The following is a 24,009-nucleotide window of genomic DNA, read 5'->3' on the forward strand; positions in this document are numbered from 1 at the left end:
GCTTTGCGCCGAAGCGTTCGCCGGCCTCCTCGATGGCGTCATAGAGGCCGTCGAGCTCGTCGCCGGTGATGCAATAGGGCGGCAGGAGATAGAGGACATTGCCGAGCGGACGCACCAAAAGTCCGCGTTCGAGGAAGAACGCGCGCAGCTTCGGCCCGATCTCGGCCAGATAGCCGGCGGAGCCGGTGCGCAGGTCGAGGGCCGCGATGGTCCCCGTTGCGCGGCTGTCAGTAAAAAACGGATTGTCGCGAAAACGCCGAAGCCCGGCAGCCTGTTTTGCGCTCAGGTCCGCGACCCGCTCGGCCACCGGTTCGTCACGCCAGATCTCGACATTGGCGAGCGCCGCCGCGCAGGCGATCGGATTGGCGGTGTAGGAGCTCGAGTGGAAGAATGTCTTCCTCCGGTCCTGCGAATAATGGGCCTGGAAGATTGCATCGGTCGCAAGCGTCGCCGCCAGCGGGATAACGCCGCCCGTCAGGCCCTTTGAAGTGCACAGAATGTCCGGTGAGATCGATGCCTGCTCACAGGCGAACATGGTTCCGGTGCGGCCCCAGCCGGTCATCACCTCGTCGGCGATAAGCAGCGTGCCGGAGGCTTCGGCGATCTTCTTCAGCTCGGCCACAACCCAGGCCGGATACATCAGCATGCCGCCGGCGCCGAGCACCAGCGGTTCGACGATCAGCGCGGCCGCGCGCCGGTCGCGGGAGACTGCCTCGAACCGATCGAGCGTCTCCTGCTCGCGCCCGGCGGCCGGGAAGGGGATGGTGTCCACCTCGAACAGCAAGGGCTCGTAGGCGGCGTTGAACACGCCGCGGGCACCGACGCTCATCGTGCCGATGGTGTCGCCATGATAGCTGTGCTCCATGACGACGATGCGCGAGCGCGGCGCGTCGATGTTGCGGAAATAGCCGAGCGCCATCTTCAGCGCGACCTCGACGGCGGTCGAGCCGCTGTCGGAATAGAACACCCGGTCGAGGCCGGCCGGAGCGAGGCCGACAAGCGCCTTGGCCAGGCGTTCGGCCGGCTCGTGGGTGAAGCCGGCGAAGATGATCTGGTCGAGGCTCGCCGCGGTCGTCTCGATGGCCTTGACGATGCGGGGATGGCGGTGGCCGTGGGTGACGACCCACCAGGAGGAAATGGCATCCAGGATGCGCGTGCCGTCGGCCTTATAGAGGTAGGCGCCTTCCGTCCGGACGATTTCGGGGATAGCCGGCTCGAGCGCGTGCTGGGTGAAGGGATGCCAGACTTGAGACTGCGACATCATTCGCCCCCCGCGATTGCTGAAAGGTCGAAGCCGGCAATCATCGCTTCCCTCAGCGTCCCGCTCGTCAGCGGATCGAGCAGCGGCAGCCTGCCAAGCTGGCGCACGCCGCTGAATTCGACGATTGTCCTCTGCGTGTCGGTCACCTCATCGCCGACGAAGGCAATGCCGATGAGCGGGATGGAACGGGCCCTGAGCGCCTCGATCGAAAGCAGGGTGTGGTTGATGGTGCCGAGCTTGGTACGGGCGCACAGGATGACCGGCACCCGCCACTGCGCGAAGATGTCGATGAATTTGGTGCGCCGGTTGAGCGGCACCATAAGTCCCCCGGCGCCTTCGATGACGAGCGGGCCCGGCAAGTCCGGAAGCGAGAGTTCTGCGGCGTCTATCGCGACGCCGTCGAGTTCGGCTGAACGATGCGGCGACAGTGGCTCCTTCAGGCGATACACTTCGGGCAGCACGCGCCCCGGCGGCAGGCCGGCGAGCCGTTCAACGACCTCGCTGTCGGTCTCTTCGTCGAGCCCCGATTGCACCGGCTTCCAGTAGAAGCCGTCGAGCAGGCCGGCCAATCCCGCCGAAAACACCGTTTTGCCGATCCCGGTATCTGTTCCGGTGATGACGATGCGCTTGGTCATGCCGCGGCCAACACCTCGACGAGCGCCTCGACCATGGCCGAAATGTCGGCCTCGTCGACATTGAGCGTCAGCGAAATGCGCAGCCGCGATGTGCCCTCGGGGACGGTCGGCGGACGAATGCCGCGAATGTCGAAACCGCGCGCCCGCAGCGCCGCCGCCAACGCCATGGTGCGCCCGTTGTCGCCGATGACGAAGGGCTGGATCTGCGAGCCGCTAGGGGCCACGCCGCAGCGCTCGGCCAATTGGCGGCCCGCGAAGGCAACGCGCTCCTGCAACCGGGCACGGCGTTGGGGCTCGTCGGACAGCATGGCAATCGCCTCGCGCGCTGCCACGGCCATCAGCGGCGATGGCGCGGTGGAGTAGATGAAGGGCCGGCAGCGGTTGACGAGATAGTCGCACAGCAGTCCCGGCCCGGTGACGAGCGCACCGGCCGCGCCGAGCGCCTTGCCGCATGTGTGAAGCGCGACGATGTTGTCGCGGCCCTCGAAAGCGGCGGCAAGGCCGCGGCCGTCTGGCCCCCAGACGCCGGTGGCATGGGCCTCGTCGACGACGATGAAGGCCTCGTGGCGGTCGGCAAGCGCGACCAGCTCCTCCATCGGCGCGCGGTCGCCGTCCATGCTGTAGAGGCTTTCGACCACGATCCAGACGCGCCCGGTGCCGCCTTCGGCGCGCCAGCGCGTGATCGCATCCTCGAAGGCATCGACGTCGTTGTGCACGGCGAGCTTGAACTCGGCGCGGCCAGCGCGGGCCCCCTCATGCATGCTGGCATGAGCCAATTCGTCGAGGACCAAAAGGTCACCCTTCTGCGGCAGGGCGGTCAGCAGGGCGAAGTTGGCAATGTAGCCGGTGCCGAAGAACAGCGCGCGGTCGGCTCTGAAGAACGCTGCCGCGTCCGCCTCCAGTGCCTCGTGTTCCGGCGCGTTGCCGCGCAGCAGCCGAGATCCGGTCGCGCCGACCGGTGTGCCCTGCGCGATCGCCGCCGCCACCGCGTCGCCGAGTCTTTTGGAGGCGGCGAGCCCGAGATAGTCGTTGGACGAGAAATCGAGCCCGGCGCGCGGCGAAAGCGTCCGCAGACGGTCCTTGCGCGCCAGTCCGCGCAAGGTCGCGTCATAGCGGGCAAGCGGCGCTTCGTTCATTGCGCCTCGAGGTCCATCGGCTCGATGCCGAGACGGCGGAACAGCAGCGTATCCTTGTCCTCGCCGGGATTGTCCGCCGTCAGCAGCGTGTCGCCGACGAAGATTGAATTGGCGCCGGCAAAGAAGCACAGCGCCTGCATCTCGTCGGTCATGGCGGTGCGCCCGGCGGAAAGTCGGACATGCGATTTCGGCATCATGATGCGCGCCAGCGCGATCACGCGCACGAACTCGATCGGCTCGATCGGCCTGGCATCGGCAAGCGGGGTGCCGGCGATCGGGATGAGCATGTTGATCGGAACGCTTTCCGGATGTTCCGGCAGGTTGGCCAGCGTCACCAGCATGTCGATCCGGTCCAAGGGCTCTTCGCCCATGCCGACAATGCCGCCGCAGCAGACCTTGATGCCGCAGTCGCGGACATTGGCCAGCGTATCCAGCCGGTCGGCAAATGTCCGGGTCGAGATGATCTCTGAGTAATAGCGCTCGGAGGTGTCGATGTTGTGGTTGTAGTAGTCGAGGCCAGCCTCTTTCAGCCGCTGCGCCTGGCCGAGGTCGAGCATGCCGAGCGTCATGCAGGTCTCCATGCCCAGCGCCTTGACGCCCTCGACCATCGCCACGACCGCATCCATGTCGCGCCCCTTGGGATTTCGCCAGGCGGCGCCCATGCAATAGCGGGTGGCGCCGGCGTCGCGCGCCTTCGTCGCCTCGGCGATGACGCGCCTGACCTCCATCAGCTTCGACGCCTTCAGCCCGCTTTCGTGGTGCGCCGACTGGCTGCAATAGCCGCAATCCTCCGGACAGCCGCCCGTCTTGATGCTGAGAAGCCGGCTGAGCTGGACCTTGTTGGGATCGAAGTTCTGGCGGTGAACGGTCTGCGCCTGAAACAAGAGGTCGTTGAAAGGCGCATCGTGGAGAGCCTGGGCTTCTTCCAGGCTCCATACCCGGCGGTCGCCGAGGGATTGAACTTCAGGCGCGGTCTTTTCCGAAATCGCTGCGTGCATTTCGATCCTGTTCCTTGCGTTGTGGCGAGCCGGCTAGACTTTAGATGGCCAGGTCCGACGATCAAAGCTCACGATAATCGAGGCCGATATCGAGGATCGGGGCGCTGTGAGTCAACCAGCCGATGGAAATCAGGTCGATACCGGTTGCGGCAACGACTGGCGCAATCGCGGCGGTGATCCTGCCAGACGCCTCGGTGACCGCCCGGCCACCAACCATGGCCACCGCCTTGCGCAAGTCATCGACCGACATGTTGTCCAACAGGACTGCGTCGGGGGCAAGCGCCAAGGCTTCTTCCAACTGGGCCAGCGTATCGACCTCGACTTCGACCTTGACGAGATGGCCGACGCTCATTCGCGCCCGCTCCATTGCCGGGCGAATTCCGCCGGCGATGGCGATGTGGTTGTCCTTGATCAGGATGGCGTCGTCGAGGCCGAAGCGGTGGTTGGCGCCGCCGCCGGCGCGCACGGCGTATTTTTCGATTGCCCGCAAGCCCGGTGTCGTCTTGCGGGTGCAGACGATCTTCGCCTTGTGCCCGCGGATCGCACTGACGATCGATGCGGTCGCCGTGGCTATGCCGCTGAGATGGCACAGGAAATTGAGCGCCGTGCGTTCCGCCGTGAGAATGGCGCGGGCCGGGCCGCTTACCGACGCGATGGTCTCCCCCTGCGCTACGTCGCTGCCGTCCGCGCGCTCCACCGTCATCTCGACATTCGGATCGATCAGCTTGAAGGCGAGCATCGCCAGATCGAGGCCGGCGATGATGCCTTGCTGGCGAGCCGCAAGCACGGTCGTCGTATGGCGTTCTCGTGGTACGATGGCATCCGTGGTCACGTCGCCGGCTCTGCCGAGGTCTTCGAGAAGAGCCGCCCGCACCATCGGCTCGAGCATGATTGCGGGAAGTGGCGATAGGTTCATCAGGTTACGGTTTCCAGCGCTGGGGCGTGTGCAAGTTCCCGCGCTGCCGCAAGTGCTGCTTCGAGCGTAATTTTGGAGCGCCGGCCAACTGTCGCGTGATGGGGAAAGTCTGTCCGGTAGTGAGCGCCGCGGCTTTCCCGGCGCAGCAAGGCGGCAATCGCGATCATCAACCCGACGGCCGCCGGGTCCGCGCCCTGACGCTCGGCGAGCGGCAACAAGGACCGTGCGGCTGCTTTCAAGCCTTCACCGTCCCGCACGACGCCGAGCGCACGCGACAAGAGGGGACGCACCGCCTCGGGATCGGACGGCGGGCAGTCGCTTGCATTGGCTTGCCTTGTCCGGAGGGCAGCGGTTCCCGCGATGCTTTCGGCGACCCAGCGCGCGCAGACCACCGCCTCGGTCAGCGAATTGCTGGCAAGCCTGTTGGCACCGTGCAACCCGGTCGCGGCGACTTCGCCGCAGGCCCAAAGTCCCAAAACGGACGTGCGACCGGAGCCATCCACGGCGACACCACCCATGTGGTAGTGCTGGGCTGGGCGGATGGGAATGAGATCGCGCGTCGGATCGATGCCGGCCTTGCCGCAGGCGGAGGCGATGGTCGGGAACTGCCGCGCGAACGCCGGGCCGGGCCTTTCCCGCACATCGAGAAAGACGCGGTGGCCGTTCGCAAGATGGTTCCAGACGGCACGCGCCAGCACGTCGCGCGGCGCAAGTTCCTCCCCTTGCACGCCTTGAAGAAGACGCCGGCCGCTTCCATCGACGATGGTCGCGCCTTCGCCGCGAACAGCTTCGCTGATCAGCGTCATGGGGCGGCCGGACCCGTCGAGCGCGGTCGGGTGGAACTGGACGAACTCAAGGTCGGCAAGGGTAGCGCCGGCACGCGCTGCGAGCGCCAGGCCTTGTCCGCAACTGCCCAATGGATTGGTGCTGTCGAGGAACAGGCCACCGATGCCGCCCGTGGCGAGGACGACCCGTCCCGTGGCGAAGAACACCGGACCAGTCGAGCAGGTCGCCAGCACGCCGGCGATGCTGCCGTCCTCCACGGCCAGCCGGCGCGCTTCGAACCCCTCGACGACCTCTATGGTCGGCGTCGAGCGGACGGCCGCGACCAAGGCACGCATGACCTCTCGTCCGCTGCCGTCACCACCGGCATGGACGATTCGCCGCCGGCTGTGCGCTGCCTCCAGTCCGAGGCGGAATGTTCCGTCTGGTGCCCGGTCGAAGCGGACCCCGAAGCCCGCAAGCCGATCGATGGCGCCGGGCGCGGCATTGAGGATACGGCTGGCCATCTCCCTGTCGCAGAGCCCATCGCCTGCGGCGAGCGTGTCGGCCAAATGCAGTGCCGGATCGTCGTCGTCGCCGAGGCTGGCGGCCAGCCCACCTTGTGCCCAGGCGCTCGAAGCGTCAGCCCCCAGCGGTGCCCTGGACAGAAGAAGTGCCGGCTGCGGCGCCAGATACAGCGCGGTCATCAGTCCGGCAATGCCGCCGCCGATGATGACGGGGCGGCCGTCGAGATTTTGCACGCTCATACGGCCAGCATCCGCTCGACGGCCAGGCGCGCGCGGCCGGCGATGCCGGGCTCGATGCTCACGACATGGCGGTTCTCTTCGAGCGCCGTGCGAATGTTGGCCAGCGTTATCCGCTTCATGTGCGGGCAGAGATTGCAGGGCCGGATGAATTCGACCTCGGGATGCTGAAGCGCGACATTGTCGCTCATCGAGCATTCCGTCATCAGCACGACGCGCGGCGGCTTTTGCCTTTCGACATAGTCTGACATGGCGGCGGTCGAGCCGGAAAAATCGGCCTCGGCCACCACGTCGGGCGGGCATTCGGGATGCGCCAGCACCGTCACGCCGGGATGGCTTTCGCGCAACTCGCGAATATCGGCGGGCGTGAAGCGCTCATGCACCTCGCAATGTCCTTTCCAGGCGATGATCTCAACGTCGGTCTGCGCGGCGATGTTCTGGGCCAGATACTCGTCCGGCAGCATGATCACCCGACGGACGCCAAGCGACTCGACGACCGCCTTTGCATTGCCTGACGTGCAGCAGATGTCGGACTCGGCTTTCACCTCGGCCGACGTGTTGACATAGGTGACGACCGGCACGCCCGGATAGCGTTGCCTGAGCAGGCGGATATCTTCGGCGGTAATGGAGTCCGCCAGCGAACAGCCGGCGCGCAGGTCGGGAATGAGCACGGTCTTCTCAGGGTTGAGCAGCTTCGCCGTCTCGGCCATGAAATGCACGCCGGCCAGCACAATCACGTCCGCTTCGGCCGATATCGCCTTGCGGGCAAGCGCCAGGCTGTCGCCGACGATATCGGCAACGCAATGGAAGATCTCCGGCGTCTGATAGTTGTGCGCCAGGATGACAGCGTTTCGTTGCCGCTTCAGGTCGAGAATGGCGTCGATGTCGCCGGCGAAGGCGGGCCATTCGATCGGCGGGATAACCCGCCGCACGCGGTCGTACAGCGCGGCGGTGCGCGTGGAGGCGGTGAGCATGCCTTACCCTCATTATGCTCGCGTTGAGTATAACTGAGGTATATGCTTAACTTGAGCATAAGGAATGTCAAGCGCGTGAAAGTGGCAATTTTGTCCCTGCGACAGTGCGTTCCGCCAGAACCGTCTGGCGGAAGCGGAAGCGCTTGGCCGGTCTCCCGCCGGTGTCCGTCATCCTCTCCCCGGTCTCCTCGACCAGATCCTGTTGTTCGATGAGGCGGCGGAAATTCTGTTTGTGCACGAGCCGCCCAGCGAGCGCTTCAACGGTGCGCTGCAATTGCAAGAGCGTGAAAGCCGGCGGCATCAGCTCGAACACGACGGGGCGGTATTTGATCTTGGTTCGAAGCCTGGCGATCCCGGTCGCCAGAATGCGGCGGTGGTCGGCAGTCATTGGTCGGCCCGGAATGGCCGGCGGAATGCCATTGTCCCGGCCGCGTGTAGCCTCCGGCACCAGCGCGGCCTCATAGAGCAGTTCGTAGCGCTGCAGAGCAAGCTCCTCGTTCCAGCCGCGATCATCCAGGCCGAAGGCATATGCCACGCGTTGCCGGCGATCGCGGCGCACGCCGAGATCCTCGGCAACGTCGGCCCAGGCCAAAAGCCGGGGCATGAGGATATCGGCCAGAATGGGCGGCGCGCCCACGCGGTGATCCTCCCACGGAAAATACTCGTACCAGCCCCGCCAACCATGCGTGGGAAACCTTTCGGCCTGCTCTTCCCGCGTCAGGCCGAGGTAGCTGATCGATATCTGCACGCGCGCATCGCCTGTCCTGTCGCGATCGGCAAACGTGTAGAGCTGCTCGATATAGCCTAGCAGGTGACCGGTCTGCCGCTCCACCCACGCCCTCAAGCCCGATTGCAAGGAGCGATGGTCGAGCTCGAAAGGGCCGGACGGCAAAGCTTGCGCCTGCTCGATGGTCAGGACGCGCGGCTCGCCATTCGTCACGGCAATGACGACAGCGATCAGGTCCGCACTGACGGGATGGCTCTGATCGTTCCTCTGAGCCTGCCTTGTCGCCTGGGTTGTATCGTATTGCATGGACTTCGATGGATTCCAGAAATCAGGTGGATGGCAGGCAAAGCCAAAAGAAAGGTGAACTGCCGCCTGCCACCCGTCAACGCTTCGCACGGAAGAAGGGTCTTGAGATCGGCCCCCCGGGGGCTCAATGCATCGGCGTCTCGCCGCGAAACAGCGGCTGGTGCGCTTGCATCAAGGCGGCAATCCGGTCGGCGACTTTTCGCACTGGCGGCGAGTGGCGTTCCTCGTGATGGGTGACGATCCACTGGTCGGTTTCCAGTTCGGGGATAGGTCGGGCGACGCGCACCAGTCGTGGATCGTTGTCGCCGACGAAGCACGGAAAGATCGAAAGGCCGGCGCCGGCGGCCACCAGTTCTCGCACCGAATGGGTGTTGTTGCCGCGCACCGCAATGCGGTCGCCGTGATGGGCTTGCAGCCAGCGCGCCGAGGCAACGTTTGCCCCTTCGCCGGTGACGCCGACGAACAAGCCGGCGGCGATGCCGTTGATCAGGTGGCGTCCGGAATAAAGCGCGTGGGCGACCTTGCCGCTCTGACGGCCAGCCAGCCACTGCTCGGTCGGGCGCTCGCTGCGGATGCCGACGTCGGCGGCGCGACGTCCGATGTCGACCCGGTCGGTGGTGGTGACGAACTCCATCCTTATGCCGTCATCGACCGTCCAGACCTCGCCGATATGGGCGGAAATGAAAGCCGAGGTCCATGGCCCGGCCGAGACGCGGACAATGCGGTCGGGCAGGCTTCCTTCGCGCCAGCGGGTCAGCGACTGCATTGCCGCCTCGACGTCCTCGGCGCGCCGCAGCAATTCTTCGCCGACCGGGGTCAGCCTGTAGCCGGTCTGCTGACGCACGAACAGCGGCTCGCCGATCTGCTTTTCAAGCGCGGTGACGCGTCGTCCAAGGGTAGCTGCGCTGAGGCGCGTGGTCGCCGTCGCCGCGCTCAGGCCACCCAGTCGCGCAACGTCGAGAAACAGCCTCAGATCGTCCCAGCCAATATCCATTTTGCAGAAATGAAAAATGCCTTGCGACCTTGGCTGTAGCGCGAAGCGGGCATCATCGCAAGTATGCAGCCATTGGCGGCCTTGGACAATCGTGCCTGGCGGGACAGCGGCAGGCGCCCAGGCTGGTCAGAAAGCCAGTGCAGTCCCTTCGGTCATGCACCCGCTTGCACAGGCTCTTTGCGTTTTCGAGAAACCCGGCGTGCGGGGGCATTCCGCGCGTCAAAGGAGACAATCATGTTGTATGAACTTCGAGACCGTTTCACCCGCTGGCTTGTCTATCGTCAGACGCTTGCGAGCTTGCGGCGGGTTCCGGACAGAACCCTGGCGGATGCCGGCATTTCTCGCGAACACATCCGTGAGCATGCCCGTCGCGCCAGCCAGCATCATTGAGATCACCGAAGTGGCGGCGCCAGATCCCGCCTTCATCGGCAGATCGTGCATCTCGACGAGATTGGGAAGGCGCTGGCATCACCATGTGATGTTTCCAGCCTGCAGGCTGAACCGGTCGGCCGGCTGGAGCCGGGCACGCAAGCGTATCTATCCCCGCATGATGCGATAGACGGTTGCATCGCCCTCCACGCCCCGAAGGGGCGCGTCAAAAGCCACGACACGATGGCCGGCAAGCATTTCGCTGACCCCGGGCGCGGAATGAAGCGCCTCGGAAATGCAGATCTGGCCGGCTTCCGCCAGCGATTGCACGCGCGCGGCGACATTCACCGTCTGGCCGAAATAGTCGAGGTTGTCGTTGAGCGTCACGGCGATCGACGGTCCACAGTGGGCACCGATCTTGAGGATGATTCCTGGCCCGTCGTGCTCGCCGTTGAAGCGATCGATGTCTTCAAAGATGTGCAGTGCAGCCGAAATCGCATCCGAAGGCTGCGAGAAGACTGCCATCACCGCATCCCCGATCGTCTTGACCACCGCTCCGGCATGTTGCTGCACCGCCGCGTTGACCAGGGCGAAATGCTCGCGGACCAAAGCGTAGGCGTTGAGGTCACCAAGCCGTTCATACATGGCGGTCGAACCCTTGAGGTCCGTGAACAGGAAGGTGATCTGCCGGATGCCGAGCCCCTCCTTCTCGTCGACGCGTTCGGACCGGAAGAGCTGGCGGAAGGTCTGCCGCGCAAGCAGCGCTCCTCCGGAAACATAGGGGTCGAAATCGAGCGCCGGCTTGGTCGTCAGTGCGACAAGCTCGGGCGGCCAGTTGATGGCAAGCAACGAACCTCGCACCGGCCCTCTGTTCGCGACCTCAATGACAATCGGACCGGGTGGCACGGCGGGCAACGCCGGCAAGAAGCGTTTGCCGTCGTAGTCGATCTTCAGGAGTGTCGGCGCCGATACCTGGTCGCCTGATATCGGCACCGCGAATGCGGCCTGCGTCTGCACGTTGACGCCCGCAAGCGCGCCCGGTCCCAGGTCGGCGCGGAGCACTGTGGTGGTGCCGGGCGGCAGAAACGTCATGCCCCGAACGAAGCCGCGCAGTAGGTCTAGAAAGCGAACGTCTTGCCCCGGTAGCCGCCCGTCATGTCCGAAGTGGAGCTTCCAGTGAAAATCCTCGACAGAGAGCGTCTCGGGATCGTGGTACGGCAGGCGCCGCAGCTTCGGCGATATCGAGAAGGTGACCTCGATGAAGTCGTCAAGGTCAGTGTCGCCGGATACGTCGCACAGGCCACAGACGTAGTGGGTCTTCAGCGTGCGCAGGGCGCCGAAACTATCGAGCACCATCCCGGACTGTGGACAGAGCACATCCCAGCTCATGTCGAACAAGCCGCAGCGGGCGGCATGAAGGAAGAGGTCGATTGCTTCAGGCTCGGCGATCGCGCGGTCGCGAGCAAAGGTCAACGGATTGACGCGATGGAGTGAGTGGTCGTCGGCGCTCCTGATCAGCGTCTCGAATTTCGAGATGACGCGTGGGCTCCAGGCTCGCGACTGCTCCACCTTGGTCATCTTGCTTTCGAGAAGACGATCGTTGACTACCGTCACGCCGGATCCTCAATCTTGATGGGCTGCGGAGGCTGCTGGAAACTTTCCAGCGAAATCAACAGCGGAGCTATCCGGCGCCCGCCGGCCGACAGTAGCTGGCACAAGGCGTCGATCACGCCACGTCTGCTGCGATGAACCAATCGTTGATCTCCCGCAATTCCGCACGGGCCTCTTCGAACCTGCCCTGTGACCGCAATAGCTTCGCCAGACTGGTGGTCGCCTGCAGCTCCCAACTCCTGGCGTTCTGCCGCCGCGCAAAGGCAATCGCCTCGCGGAAAGAAGCCTCTGCCGCCCTGTCTCCCGCTCCGTTTGCAAGTTCGATCTCACCGCGAACGCGAAGCAAGGCGGCTGTAAAGTAATGCTCGCCGATCTTTTCGGCCTCGTGCAGACCTTTCTCAACGGTCTCTGCCGCTATATCGAATTGCCCGGAGTTCATGAAAGCCTTGGCGAGTAAACCTAAATAACACGACTTGTCGACCTCCTCATCTTCAAGGTCATTTTCGGTCAATGCCATCATGTGGCTTCCCGCCAGATTGTCATCGAGGTCCGATGCAGCCAGGCCGCCAAAAAAGCGCGCCACCCTTGCCCAGAGATTGAAGCCGTTTTCCTGCGCCAGCGGCAGGAGTTCGTCGGCCAGTCGAGCGATCAAACTGCTTTCTTCGCGGAAGGCGAACAACACGCAGCCGTTTCCCAGGCAAGCGGCCAGGCGATAGGCGGGCTGCTGCCGAACGGTCGTCTCGGCCTCGAGGTAGAGTTTGAGCGCCTGACGGCGATATCCCAGAATATGCAAGGTCCAGGAAAGGTAGATCATGGCCATGCTCGGAAAGTCGCTGCCGACCTTGTCCGCGCTTTCCTTGTGGCTGAGAGCGCGCTCGAGATATTGCCGGGCCGCCACCAACTCGCCCTGACTGAACAGGGTCATCCCCTTGAACTGCAAACCTATGACGAGCGCGTTCAGATAGCCGCCGTCCTCGCCAACACGGATCAACTCATCGCTGGCTGCAAGGGCCTTGCCAAACTGGCCCGAGTTGAAATGGGTTCCGAAAAGCCCGTCGAGCGCCCTGATCGTCGCTTCCGGTTCGCCGAGCTTCCCGCTCAGTGCTATGGCCCGCTGATATGCGGCACTGCCTTCGCCGGTCACGTAGCCTTGCGCGGCGTAGAGCACGTCGCCCAGCTCCAGTTCGAAGCGAAGCAGCTTGCGGCTGCGATCGTCGGAATCGGGCAAGAGTTTCGCGGCTTCAAGCCCCTTCCTGAAGATACGCACCGCGTCATCTTTTGCCCAAGTCTTGGCTGCCTTCACCCCTGCCAGCAGCCAGTAATCAGCGGCGCGATCGAACAGACCTGCGTCGGCGAAATGCTCGGCGAGCACTTCGGGACGGGCAAAAGCCGCGTTGCGGTCGCGCAGTTCGATACATTCGGCAATCAACCGATGAATCTGCTGTGCACGTTCGTGCAGCATCGTGCCTCTGGCGGCCTGCTGCAGGAGCACGTGGCTGAACGAAAAGCCCGCGCCGGCTGTCCCTCGCTCGGCGACGACCAGCCCCGTGCGCATCAGGTCGCCAACTGCGTTGCGCAGCTCCGCTTCGGGCCAATCGCAAATCTCGCGCAGTATGTCGAAGTCAAATTTTCGGCCGATCGCCGCTGCGATCTGCGCGACTTCCTTTGCTGGCCCCAGCCTGTCGAGGCGTGCAAGCAGCAAGAACTGCAGGGAGTTTGGAATGTTGTTCGTGAGTGACAAACGCTTGGGCTGCGCTGCGTCCAGCCGCAACCCTGTTTCGACCACGCTCCGGGTAAGCTCTTCGATATAGAGCGGGACGCCTTCACTGCGATCGAGCACCACTGAAACATCAGCGGCGACCGCATTCGGACTAATGTCATGGACAATCGCTTCGGCATCCTCGCGTCCGAGCGCTTCAAGCCTGATGTGATGCACATCCGGCCTGTTGAACCATGGAACGCTTGCGGTGTTCCTGCTCGATACGAGCAGCAGCGCGGGGGTCGCAGCCAGGCTGGCGACGATTTTGTCGAGAAGCTCGCGCGAGGTCGCATCGGCCCATTGTTCATCTTCGAACAAGATCAGGATCGGGGTGGTGCGCGCCAGATAACCGACCAGATCCATCAACGCCTGTTCGGCGATGTTGCGCTGCCGTTCGGCGCTAATTCCCTCGAGCCTGTCCGGCCTGGCCGTTGGTATGCCGAGCAGGCTTGAGAAGATCGCCAGCGCGACGTCGCTGGACACCGAACCCATCGACAATCCGTTGCTGAGCTTTCGGAGCTTTTCCTCCGTTGGGTCACCGTCCTCGATCGTTGCGATCCTCTGCAATTCGGCGAGGAACGGATAAAGGGTGCTGTTCTCGAAGGTCGGAGAACATTGCATGGTCAGCTGCGGAAAGCTGCGCAGGCGCTGCTGGATCTCGTTGAGCAACCGGGATTTGCCGATACCCGACTCTCCCGAGACCCACACCGCACTGCCGCGCCTGTCGCGCACGACGGTCTCCCAGCGCTCCATCAGCAGTCGCAGTTCGGCATTGCGGCCGCACAGCCTGGTCATATGCGCGCGCTTTGCAAAACGGGTCGGCACCATGCGCTGCCGCTGCACCTGCCAAACCTGGACCGGTTCGGCGAATCCCTTCAGCTCATGTTTGCCGAACCTGGTGAAATCGATTGCGCCGCTCGCCGCCTCGAAGGTCGCCGCGTCGACAAGGACCATATTCGGCTTGGCCAGTACCTGCAGCCGCGCCGCCAGATGCGCGACGTGGCCGAAGGCGACGGTGGATACGCCGCTCGGCGCGCCGACGAACTCCCCCACCACCACCTGGCCGCTCGCGATGCCCACCCGCACTTGCAACGGATATCCCTGATTTGCCGAGATGGTGGCCACCGCATCGACGATCTCGAGCGCCGCCAGCACCGCGACCTCGCTGTCGTCCTCGCCAGCTATCGGATAACCGAAATAGGCCTGTATGGCGTCGCCGATGTAGCTGGCCGTCACACCCTTGTGGCGCCGCACGACGCTGCTGCAGGTCTGCAGAAAGGTCTCAATCAGGCGTTGGAAATCCTCGGGATCCAGGCGGTCGGCATATTCGGTCGACCCCACCATGTCGCAAAACAGGATGGTGAGATAACGCCGCTCCGCAACAGACTTCGCCGGGCCGGGCAAAATCGGGCTAGCCAATGGAACCGGCGTGGTCACGCTCCGGGACCCTCCTTGGTGCGGCGACCATGTAGCACCCGGTCATGTTATCGCAAATCGCGGCGCTCACCAGCCGCTTTCGATCGCGTCAGATGGATCATCGATGCTCGTCACACCGAACGTCGGCATAGACCAAATGGTCTGCCTCGCTGAATGCCGCTTGGCTTTGGTCGAAGCAGAACCGTTTGGGCACCAGCCGGATCAAGGTGCGTCGGTTGCATTCGCCAGGCAGATCGATCTGGAAGGTGCGCGGCGACATCGACGGCGTCGGGTCGCTCCATTTCGTGTGGCCGGCAAACGAAACGTCCTGGACCAGCAAGCTGGAGCCGGCTGAACTGACGGGACCGGAGATGGCCACGGCGTCGGTTCCTTTTGCCTGCTCGATGCTCGGATATTCGCCGCTTTGCGGTGGATCCCCGTTTGCCGGAATCGCGGCGGCGCCGACTGCCACATTGATCCTGACATCGTCGCGCTCAGGAACGCCACCGTAGCTGTTGCGAAAGGTCCAGCTTACGCGAAGGACAGGCGTCTTCACCGCCGCTCCGGGCAGGGGAGGCAAAACCTGAATCCTGGCATCGGCGAGCGAAGAGCCTTCATCCTCCGCCTCCGCCTCCGGCGCCGGGCAGCCGGTGTAGAGCGGGCGGTAGCCGCACTCGGAGCCGCCGGCTCCCCACAGACAGTCGCTCAGCTTGCGCCAGTCTTCCGAGCTCAGTCGCGGCGCGCTGGAGGACAGGTCATTGCCCGACCCCGGCAACATCCAGGGATGGATGCCACCGCTGCCGGCCGCCCAGTTCGTGCGGTGTGCTTCTATCTCGGCGTAGACGACCTGTTCCTCGTGCAGCTCGAGCAACTGGACCCAGGTCGGCAACGTGACTGTCGGCTCGTGCCCCGCCGCGTCGGCGGCAAAACGGCGGCCCGTGACTTGTGTGGTAAGCGTGTGGCAGCTTGTGCAGTTGCCCGTCGGATCTTCGACCGTCCTGGCTTGGCTGAGTTCATTGCGGTAGGTGCCGGTGTAGCCGGAGCCGACCACGCGGAACGGCGCGTCCGGCAACCGCGGCCGGTGCGGTAGAAAATCGCCCAGGCTGAAGGCGGTCGATCTGGCATCGCCGGCCGAACGAAAACCGACCCTGCTCTGCGCAATGTGCGGATCGATCACATAGGGGCTTTTGTTGTCATGGCATGCATGGCACGAGATCTGGAACGTCGGATCATAGATTTTCTCCGCCGTGTCCCTTCCCGCTTCATCGGAATAGCTGCGCCCGCCCGGCGGAACGAGGGGCTTTGACCAATCGAACTGGCTCTGGTCCTTGCGGCCGTCGAAGAAGACAATTTCTCCGGATTTCCGGTTGAACCCGATGGTGCCGAAGACAGAAAACCTCGGATCCGACCGCGTCCAGTAGGGATCGGTGCTGACCTCCTGGCTGATATTCGATTTCCTGCAGAGGAACAGCCATTCCACGTTGCCGCGCACGACTCTGACGACACGTGAGTTCAGCCCACAGTAGGTCGTGCTGCCGGTCAGCGAAGGCTTGTCGCATTTGGGCAAAGTCGCCGTCCATTTCACCACCTCTCCGTTCGCGTTCCTGTGCTCGAACTCCAGCGGAGTGCCCGGTTTTTTCGGATTGGGCTTGAGGTCGACGACATTGCCGTCGACTTCCAGTGGGATGACCTTCATTTGCGGGCTGTCGCAATCGCCGTCGGGAATAGGACCGAACACCGCTCGCGCTTCATCGCCAGACCTGGTTATGACGTCGGTGCTCTTTGAGGCTGGCGCCCAAAAGATGTCGGGGTTCCATCGCGTAACGGCGTCGGCGAACGCCTTCGAATCCAGGTCGTCCTGATCGGAGCCGTGCCTCTCGCCGGCTCGCGGCGTCGATACGAAAGCTGCGTCTCGCTGCCCGATCGTCCCGGATATTAGGAGAAACGCAATGCCGAGGACCGCAGCGATCAGCGCAACGGCACGCATTTCAGCCAACTGGAGCGGGCCAGTGAACCCATGGCCGATCTCTGGGCGTCACCGCTTCTTCGCTTCGACAGAGCCAGCAGCATAGTCGGCGTGGACTGTTAGCGATTGAAATCGCCACGTGTCGTCGTCGCCCTTTACAAAAGTCGCCCGGGCATCCGCCGAATAGTCAAGAACCGGTGCCGGAAAGTGGGAGCCCTGCAGAGTGACCAGGACTATCGATTTGGTGTTCACCGTCTTGCCCGTATCGTCAACGTTGAACAAGGTGTTGGTCACGATATGCCGGGTCTGAAGGCTATCATATTTAAGCTTATCAAGTATTATTGTCATCTGGCCGAGGAGATCGGTTGCAGATTCCGGGCCAAGGCCGAGCGTCAACTTGAAGATGCTGGCGTCTGTACTGCAAATCTCGTAGTAAGACGATTTCGGCTTCGCAAAGAGGCCAGCGAACGCGGCTGCGTTTCTTTCGTCGATCGTCCAGGCATAGCGGGACAAAAGATCTAGAATTGCCTGGCGATCTTCGGCCGGTGGATTCTTGATATTCCAGCCATAAGTAGCATCTGTTCCGCATGAATCAGCTAAAGCAGCGCCGCCGAAAGCTAAACAGAACCCACAAATCAGGGAAAAATACTTCAAAATCGCGCAGTTAGTGATTATGCCTTTCCAACGCTCGCTCATGATGGCCCCCTCTGATGGAGCTTGATGGGAAAGTACCTATCTATCTTATACCAGCCCTAAAAAGGTGTCAGCCGGAATCGATGGCATGCAAGGCCACGGACATGATTTCGCATTCCTGTTTTTTTGAATTTGCGGTAAGTTGCAATGCCCGGCCCGCACCAATTTCATTCCTAACTTGCAACGTAGGCCGTGGGCGCTTCTGGTATGTTATCGCAAACTAAAACTCACGTAGACGGCAATAAGGTCTAATTGTGGTTATATAGGAGCATAAAATGCCGAGTATCGTCCGAAATATTGTATTGATACTTGCATGCTTTTTTAGCGTTGTGCCCTTGGCGTTTGCGCAGCAGAATCAGGAAGTTGAGATAGTTCTGCAATCGCGCCTGACTTCTTTTGGAAACGATACTCCCCTAATTATTGACTTTACTCTCACGAACCGGTCACGCAGCCCGATCAGGCTGCTCAAGTGGACCTTGCCGATCGACGGCGTCTCGGGCGAAATTTTTTCAGTGACGAGAGGGTCGCAGCCAATTCAGTATATTGGCCCTTTGGTGAAGCGAGCAGAACCCACCGAGGCTGACTTTATCAATATCGAACCCGGACAATCGATTTCGATGCCCGTCGATCTGTCATTGTACTACGCCATCTATGAAGCAGGGAACTATGCGGTTACCTATGATACAGAGCGAGTGGGCCTGCTGGTTGGCCCTCCGGGTGCCCTGAGACGCGCCCAGGTTCTGAGCAACGCCGCCACGTTCAGGGTTCTATCCGGTCGAATTCCTCCGGAACGGATACCGCTCTCGGCACCCACATTCGACCAGTGTGACGGCTCTCAACAGGCTGATATTGGCGCTGCGCTGGCGGAAGCAAACAACATAGCTTCGGCTGCCCTGCAGGTTTTGCAGGGCACGCCCTCTGCCCAGCAACCGAATTCCCAACGATATCGGACATGGTTTGGGGCGCATACCGTAGGACTGTACGCAAAGGCCACTGGAAATTTTTCGAAGATTGCGGATGCTCTTGCAAACAAAGCAATATCGTTTGGATGCCACGGCAGCCGCTGCGGGCCGGGAGTCTATGCGTATATGTTCCGTAATCAACCTTATAATATTTTTGTTTGTCAAAAGTTCTGGTCAGCGGCTCTGAAGGGAACGGATTCAAGATCTGGAACGATTGTACACGAAATTAGTCACTTTGAGGTCGTCGCCTCCACGGCCGACTATTCCTCCGGCGGTCAAAATTTCGCCAAGCAACTCGCGGTTGAAAACCCGCCGCAAGCTACAGAAAATGGCGATAGTCATGAATACTTTGCCGAAAATAGCCCCGAGCTTCCGATGTGAGGAACACCACACGCAACTGATCTTGCGGGGATGCCGTATTGCCATCGGAACGAGCAAGGATTACCGAGGGTTGCAGCCTCGTTGATGCAAATCGACATTCCGCTGCGACCAGCGGGCGTCACAGCTTTCCTACTCCGTTGTGCTGGCTTTTTTTCTGCGCCGATTGGTATGCGACTGCGCAACGGCCATCTTTAGCTCGGGTGTGATCTCCACAGGCGCATTCTCTGCCCCATGTGGGTTCTGCAGCCCCTCGACGTGGACGGTCGGGAATGGGAGTTCGATGCCCTGCTCCTTGAAGGCCTGGCGGAGGCGTAGAAAGAATCTGCCTTTCATAGCGAAGGCGCCTCCAGGCCTGGTTGTGACCTTGACCCTCAATACGATGCCGTACTCACCGAACTCCTGTACGCCCTGCATCTTGATCGGTTCGATCACCCAGTGTTTGAATTCGGGATCTTCCGCCAGCTCCAGGCCTATCCGCTTGATCAGCTTACGAGCGAAGTCGATGTCGGTGTCATAGCCGACGGTGATGTTGAATTTGTCGGTAACCCAGTCACGGCTCTGGTTCTGGACGGCTCCGAGTTCACCGAAAGGTATTGTGAACAGCGGGCCCCGATGGTGCCGCAGCTTCACGGAGCGCAGCGAAAAGCTCTCCACCGTACCCCTGTAGCTGCCCGATGAAATGTATTCGCCGACGCGAAACGCATCGTCGAGCAGATAAAACACGCCTGAGATCACGTCCTTGACGATGGTTTGTGCGCCAAAACCCACGGCGACGCCGACGACGCCGGCGCCGGCGATCAGCGGGCCGATCTGGATACCAATTGAGGCGAGCATCATCAGCACCGCCATAACGACGATCACTGCCAGCAGAATGTTCTGGATGATGGGCAACAGCGTGCGCAGCCGCGCCTGCTGCGGATCGAGGGTTGGGATGTCCTCCTCACCGATCACCGCATGCGGCGTTTCGATGCCCAGCTTTCGTTCGATCAAGGCCTTGATGATCGACCAGCCGAAATCGGCGGCAAGAGCAATGACAATGACATTGATCAAGCCGCGCAATATGAGCGTGGTGGTCGTATCGCCGTCTCGCATGGCCTGCATGTCCAGACCCCAGACACGCGCAAGAAGGTAAGCCGCCGCCAGGATCAGGATCATCCGGATTCCGCGATCGATCACAGCGATCGTCACCGCCGGGATCGTAGGCCGGCCGGCATCTTCCGAACCCGGCCGCAGAACGAAATTGACCCCACGCTGCGTCAGCACGATTGCAAAAGGCAGGACGAATGCGGCCAAGGTAAACCAGAACCACGTGTACAGGCCGACGATGCGCTCCAGGAACAGAGCGACGAAATAGGCAGTCAACAACCATGTCGCTGCCGTGTGGCCGTGCCCATCGCGCCGTGTCCTTGGCCGGCGCCAGACGGCAAGCAGCAGGAGCACCAGCAGCACGAAATCGGCGCCCACCGACAGCACCATCATGCCGTCACGGTCGATGCCGAGACCCGGCAGGAGGATAAAGGCGGCGGCGAAGAAGGCGAAGACGCCGACGATCCGCGTCAGCCAATAGGACCAATGGTCGGCCGTCTCGTTGCTTACCGGCAAGGCACGAACCTCGACAGCGTTCTCGACCTGCATGAAGGAAGGGACGAGCAGGGCTATGAGGTACGTGCGCACCCCCCATGTAACGACTGCAGCCATCAGGAATGTCAGCACGATCTCACGGATGAGCATTGGCCAGTCGAACAGCATGAACGCGCCGGCGCTGCCCAGCGCGAACGAGACGATCAGCAGGCTGGAATAAAGCAGGCGGCCACCAATCTTCTTGGCCCGCCCGGTCGGCGTATCCTTCGATTGCGCGATGATCCAAAGGCGAAATGGACGCGTCAGCTTGTACGTTGCCCAGGTGAGCGCAAGGCCGGCAGCGATGAAAATCGCGATCAGCATCAATACGCCGGCAGGTCCCCTGCTGGACATATCCTCCATGGTCGCTTCCCGAACGCGCGCGAATTGGCCGGGCAGCGAGGGCAAGGTTCGCACGATCCGTTCGATGTGATGCTTGATCCGATCGAGCGTCGAGGATGCCATCGTGTTCATCTGGCCCGGTGTGGCCGCGGCGTCGGACGATGCGTCAGCCGGTGAAGCGCCTGCCGCGGCAGGGGCTGCCGTTGAACCGGCGTCCTGATTTCGTTGTTCGGCCACCCAGGCCTTCACCGACGGATCGTCGAGGAGTTCGAACAGCTGCTTGACCCTTTCGGGCGGTACGGTCGCCGGCGCCTGGGCCTGTGCCGGACCGGCCAGGAAGAGGGCTATCCCGACGACAAGCGACCCGGCAATCAGGGCAAACATCGCGGTTAGATATTGGAGACGTGGTGCCGGACGCGCCGGATTCCTGGCTCCCAATCGTCGAATCATGAGCGGCATCGCGCTGTAGCCTTCCCTCAAATCGGCAAGCAAGACATCCATGCCCGTCGTTGCTCCTACCTTGAAGAAGCCCATGTTGTGGTGCAAGACGTCATCATTGCGAGCTAGACAATTGCGCGATATCGCCGCGCGTCCGTGCACACAACGAAGCGTGATTCTGGAGTGAATAGGGCCATCGGGTCTTTCGCGTTCGCGCCGGTCGGCGCAGTGTGCAGAGAAGTCGATGGGTTCGCGGATTGCTAGGCGATCTGCGGCTTCTTGGGTGATTCAAATTGAAAATTGCGCCTTCATGTTTCAAAACAGGTCGGTAGACCAGGATGGTTTCGGAGCCTGCGGGTCGCTGACGGCCCTCAAGGCGAGAATTCGAAAAGACGTTCAACAATGACCCAGCACGCAGAAAACACTCGAATTCTAATGTACAGCCACGACACGTTCGGGCTCGGCCACCTGCAGCGCTGCCGGACTATCGCGCATTCGCTGGTCGAGGATTTCCGCGGACTTCAGGTGCTTATCATTTCGGGTGCCACCATCGCTGGCGCCTTTGATTACCGCGCCCGTGTCGACTTCGTGAAGATCCCCAGCGTCATCAAGTTGCGCAACGGCGAATACACTTCGCTGGAAAAGGATATCGATCTGCACGAGACGCTGAGGATGCGCCAGTCGATCATCCGCCACACGGCCGAGAGCTTCCGGCCGGATATCTTCATCGTCGACAAGGAACCGCTCGGCCTGCGCGGCGAGATCGAGGACACGCTGTCCTACCTCAAGACGCGAGGCACAACGCTCGTGCTGGGCCTGCGCGAGGTGATGGATGCGCCGCATCTGCTCGAGGCCGAGTGGGCACGCAGGGATGTGATGCGCAAGATTGGCATGTTCTACGACAAGGTCTGGGCCTATGGTCCGCCGGATTTCTACGATCCGTTGACCGGCCTGGATGTGCCGCCGGCTGTCAGGGCAAAGATGACCTTCGTCGGTTTCCTGCAACGGAGCCTGCCGCGGAACGAGTTGCCCGGCCATCGGCCCGAGGGCGACTATATCCTCGTTACCACCGGTGGCGGGGGTGACGGCGCCGAACTGATCCACGACGTTATCGATGCCTATCAGCAGGATCCGCAATTACAGCACAGGGCGCTGATCGTGCTTGGGCCTTACATGCCGGCGCGCAAGCGCAACAAGCTGCTCAGGAAGGGGTCCAAGATCCCCTACATCAAGATCATCGAGTTCGACAACCGCATGGAAGACCTGATCGCCGGCGCCAAGGCGGTTGTGGCGATGGGCGGTTACAACACCTATTGCGAGATCCTGTCTTTCGACAAGCCGGCGCTGATCGTGCCGCGCATCGAACCCCGCGAGGAACAGCTGATCCGCGCGCGGCGTGCAGCAGAACTCGGCCTCATCGAGATGCTTTTGCCGGAGGAGGCCAAGGATTCCCAGCGGTTTGCCGATGCACTGGTGGCGCTGCCGGACCGGCCACGCCCGTCACAGAGCAATCCGCATCTGACGCTGGAAGGGCTGCCTCATATTTCCGAAATCGTCGCGGAACTGCTCGACCGGCGGGCCGGCCATCACCTTTCGGTCATCGAAGGATCGAACTGAGTTGCAACGTCGCAAGATCGTCGTGGTTCTGAAGGGCTATCCGCGGCTGTCGGAAACCTTCATCGCGCAGGAACTGCTCGGTCTGGAGCGTGCGGGGTTCGACTTGGTACTCGTCGCGCTCAGGCGGCCGACCGACGCGAAACGCCACCCCGTGCACGACGAGATCAAGGCGCCGGTCCATTATCTGCCGGAATATCTGCATCAAGAGCCGCTGCGCGTGGTTCGCTCGCTGTTTGCCTGTCTGCCGCGTCCGGGCTTCTGGCGCGCGCTCGGATCGCTGGCCACCGATATCCCCCGCGACTTTACGCGCAATCGCGTGCGCCGCTTCGGGCAGGCACTCGTGCTGGCGGCCGAATGGCCGCAAGACGCGGGGTGGTTGCATGCGCACTTCGTGCACACGCCGGCATCGGTGACGCGCTATGCCAGCCTGCTTCTTGGTCTGCCTTGGAGTTGCTCGGCCCATGCCAAGGACATCTGGACTTCGGAGGACTGGGATCTGGCCGGCAAGCTGTCCTCGGCGCGTTGGACGGTCACCTGCACAAAAACAGGCTTCGACCGTCTGAAGGAACTCGCCAACGGCAACTCGTCCGTGCATCTGAGCTATCATGGGCTCGATCTTGATCGCTTCGGCAGCTTCGGCGAGGCGCGAAAGCAGCATGACGGATCGGCGCCGGGCGAACCGGTTGTCGTTCTCAGTGTCGGGCGCGCCGTCGAAAAGAAGGGTTACGATACCTTGCTGGAGGCCCTTGCCCTCCTGCCAGCCGATTTGGCGTGGCGTTTCGAGCACATCGGCGGCGGCGAGGAACTGGAACGGCTCAAGGCGCTGGCGCGAAAGCTCGGCCTGGATGGTCGCGTCGCCTGGAAAGGTGCGCTTGCGCAGGAGGAGGTGCTTGAGCACTACCGAAGCGCCGACATTTTCGCCCTGGCCTGCAGGATCACTGCAAATGGTGACCGGGACGGCCTGCCGAATGTTCTGGTCGAGGCGGCCAGCCAGCGGCTTGCCTGCGTGTCGACCGATGTTTCCGGCGTGCCGGAGCTTTTATCGCCGGATGAAACCGGGCTGCTGGTTCCGACGGAAAACCCGATTGCCTTGGCACAGGCGCTGGAGCGCCTGATCCGTGATCCCGCGCTGCGCGCTCGCCTCGGCGACGCCGCCGAACGGCGCGTGCGAAGCAATTTCGACCATATGGCAAGCATTGGACAGCTCAAGCAGCTGTTCCAACAGGAGTGGCAGGCTGCCGAATGAAGCGGCTGCGCGCCTTCTTGTATGTCCAGCACCTGCTCGGCATCGGTCATCTCGCGCGCACCAGCCGCATCGCGGCGGCTCTGGTCGATGGTGGGTTTGACGTCACCGTCGTGACC

At 62.4% G+C, this 24,009-nt stretch carries 18 protein-coding genes and 1 pseudogene; 5 read left to right on the plus strand and 14 right to left on the minus strand.

The window, feature by feature from the left end:
• The 9 genes from EN738_RS09960 to EN738_RS10000 form a co-directional block, all read right to left on the minus strand.
• The coding region (locus EN738_RS09960; protein WP_127283531.1) for an adenosylmethionine--8-amino-7-oxononanoate transaminase at positions 1–1,261 on the minus strand (1,261 nt) is incomplete at its 3' end.
• Positions 1,261–1,896, minus strand: coding sequence for a dethiobiotin synthase (bioD, locus tag EN738_RS09965; RefSeq protein ID WP_127283532.1), 636 nt, complete (start codon positions 1,894–1,896; stop codon positions 1,261–1,263). The genes bioD and EN738_RS09960, both read right to left, overlap by 1 nt.
• Entirely contained in the window at positions 1,893–3,032 is a 1,140-nt protein-coding gene (locus EN738_RS09970) for an 8-amino-7-oxononanoate synthase (RefSeq protein WP_127283533.1), read from the minus strand. Before EN738_RS09970 ends, bioD begins: the two co-directional genes overlap by 4 nt.
• Entirely contained in the window at positions 3,029–4,030 is a 1,002-nt protein-coding gene (bioB, locus tag EN738_RS09975; RefSeq protein WP_127283534.1) for a biotin synthase BioB, read from the minus strand. The genes EN738_RS09970 and bioB overlap by 4 nt, the downstream gene beginning before the upstream one ends.
• Positions 4,031–4,091: 61 nt before the next feature.
• Entirely contained in the window at positions 4,092–4,946 is an 855-nt protein-coding gene (gene nadC / locus EN738_RS09980) for a carboxylating nicotinate-nucleotide diphosphorylase (protein WP_127283535.1), read from the minus strand.
• Complete coding sequence (locus tag EN738_RS09985; protein ID WP_127283536.1) at positions 4,946–6,475, minus strand: L-aspartate oxidase; 1,530 nt, start codon at positions 6,473–6,475, stop codon at positions 4,946–4,948. The genes nadC and EN738_RS09985 overlap by 1 nt, the downstream gene beginning before the upstream one ends.
• Positions 6,472–7,446: a quinolinate synthase NadA gene (gene nadA, locus EN738_RS09990; RefSeq protein ID WP_127283537.1), complete on the minus strand. Its 975-nt coding sequence runs from the start codon at positions 7,444–7,446 to the stop codon at positions 6,472–6,474. Before nadA ends, EN738_RS09985 begins: the two co-directional genes overlap by 4 nt.
• A 67-nt stretch (positions 7,447–7,513) precedes the next feature.
• A complete protein-coding gene (locus EN738_RS09995) occupies positions 7,514–8,479 on the minus strand; it encodes a hypothetical protein (RefSeq protein ID WP_127283538.1) in 966 nt (321 codons plus the stop codon).
• A 124-nt stretch (positions 8,480–8,603) separates the two neighbouring features.
• Positions 8,604–9,473 carry a LysR family transcriptional regulator gene (locus EN738_RS10000; RefSeq protein WP_127283539.1) on the minus strand — a complete coding sequence of 290 codons (870 nt, stop codon included), beginning with the start codon at positions 9,471–9,473 and terminating at the stop codon, positions 8,604–8,606.
• A gap of 234 nt (positions 9,474–9,707) precedes the next feature.
• Here EN738_RS10000 and EN738_RS10005 point away from each other — a divergent pair, with 234 nt between their 5' ends.
• Positions 9,708–9,863, plus strand: coding sequence for a DUF1127 domain-containing protein (locus EN738_RS10005; protein ID WP_127283540.1), 156 nt, complete (start codon positions 9,708–9,710; stop codon positions 9,861–9,863).
• Positions 9,864–10,010: 147 nt separating this feature from the next.
• Here the strand turns inward: EN738_RS10005 and EN738_RS10010 are convergent, their stop codons facing one another.
• The 4 genes from EN738_RS10010 to EN738_RS10025 form a co-directional block, all read right to left on the minus strand.
• The gene (locus tag EN738_RS10010) at positions 10,011–11,456 is read right to left on the minus strand and encodes an adenylate/guanylate cyclase domain-containing protein (protein WP_127283541.1); all 1,446 of its coding nucleotides are present in this window, start codon (positions 11,454–11,456) and stop codon (positions 10,011–10,013) included.
• Between the two features lie 112 nt (positions 11,457–11,568).
• Positions 11,569–14,649, minus strand: coding sequence for an adenylate/guanylate cyclase domain-containing protein (locus tag EN738_RS10015; RefSeq protein ID WP_127283542.1), 3,081 nt, complete (start codon positions 14,647–14,649; stop codon positions 11,569–11,571).
• Between the two features lie 97 nt (positions 14,650–14,746).
• The gene (locus EN738_RS10020; protein WP_127283547.1) at positions 14,747–16,615 is read right to left on the minus strand and encodes a hypothetical protein; all 1,869 of its coding nucleotides are present in this window, start codon (positions 16,613–16,615) and stop codon (positions 14,747–14,749) included.
• Between the two features lie 48 nt (positions 16,616–16,663).
• Positions 16,664–17,290, minus strand: a complete 627-nt coding sequence (locus EN738_RS10025; protein ID WP_127283543.1) for a nuclear transport factor 2 family protein — start codon at positions 17,288–17,290, stop codon at positions 16,664–16,666.
• A 272-nt stretch (positions 17,291–17,562) separates the two neighbouring features.
• On the opposite strand from EN738_RS10025, the gene EN738_RS10030 reads away from it, so the two are divergent.
• The gene (locus tag EN738_RS10030) at positions 17,563–18,630 is read left to right on the plus strand and encodes a M35 family metallo-endopeptidase (RefSeq protein WP_127283544.1); all 1,068 of its coding nucleotides are present in this window, start codon (positions 17,563–17,565) and stop codon (positions 18,628–18,630) included.
• Between the two features lie 129 nt (positions 18,631–18,759).
• Here the strand turns inward: EN738_RS10030 and EN738_RS10035 are convergent, their stop codons facing one another.
• Positions 18,760–21,138 carry a mechanosensitive ion channel family protein gene (locus tag EN738_RS10035; protein WP_245494470.1) on the minus strand — a complete coding sequence of 793 codons (2,379 nt, stop codon included), beginning with the start codon at positions 21,136–21,138 and terminating at the stop codon, positions 18,760–18,762.
• Between the two features lie 294 nt (positions 21,139–21,432).
• On the opposite strand from EN738_RS10035, the gene EN738_RS10040 reads away from it, so the two are divergent.
• The 3 genes and pseudogenes from EN738_RS10040 to EN738_RS36175 form a co-directional block, all read left to right on the plus strand.
• Complete coding sequence (locus EN738_RS10040; protein ID WP_127283545.1) at positions 21,433–22,647, plus strand: glycosyltransferase family protein; 1,215 nt, start codon at positions 21,433–21,435, stop codon at positions 22,645–22,647.
• 1 nt (position 22,648) lies between these two features.
• Positions 22,649–23,893, plus strand: a complete 1,245-nt coding sequence (locus EN738_RS10045; protein WP_127283546.1) for a glycosyltransferase — start codon at positions 22,649–22,651, stop codon at positions 23,891–23,893.
• A pseudogene (locus EN738_RS36175) lies at positions 23,890–24,009 on the plus strand (glycosyl transferase); the annotation flags it as partial. The gene EN738_RS10045 and the pseudogene EN738_RS36175, both read left to right, overlap by 4 nt.

It is taken from the genome of Mesorhizobium sp. M4B.F.Ca.ET.017.02.2.1 (assembly GCF_003998955.1).
GTDB lineage: Bacteria > Pseudomonadota > Alphaproteobacteria > Rhizobiales > Rhizobiaceae > Mesorhizobium > Mesorhizobium abyssinicae.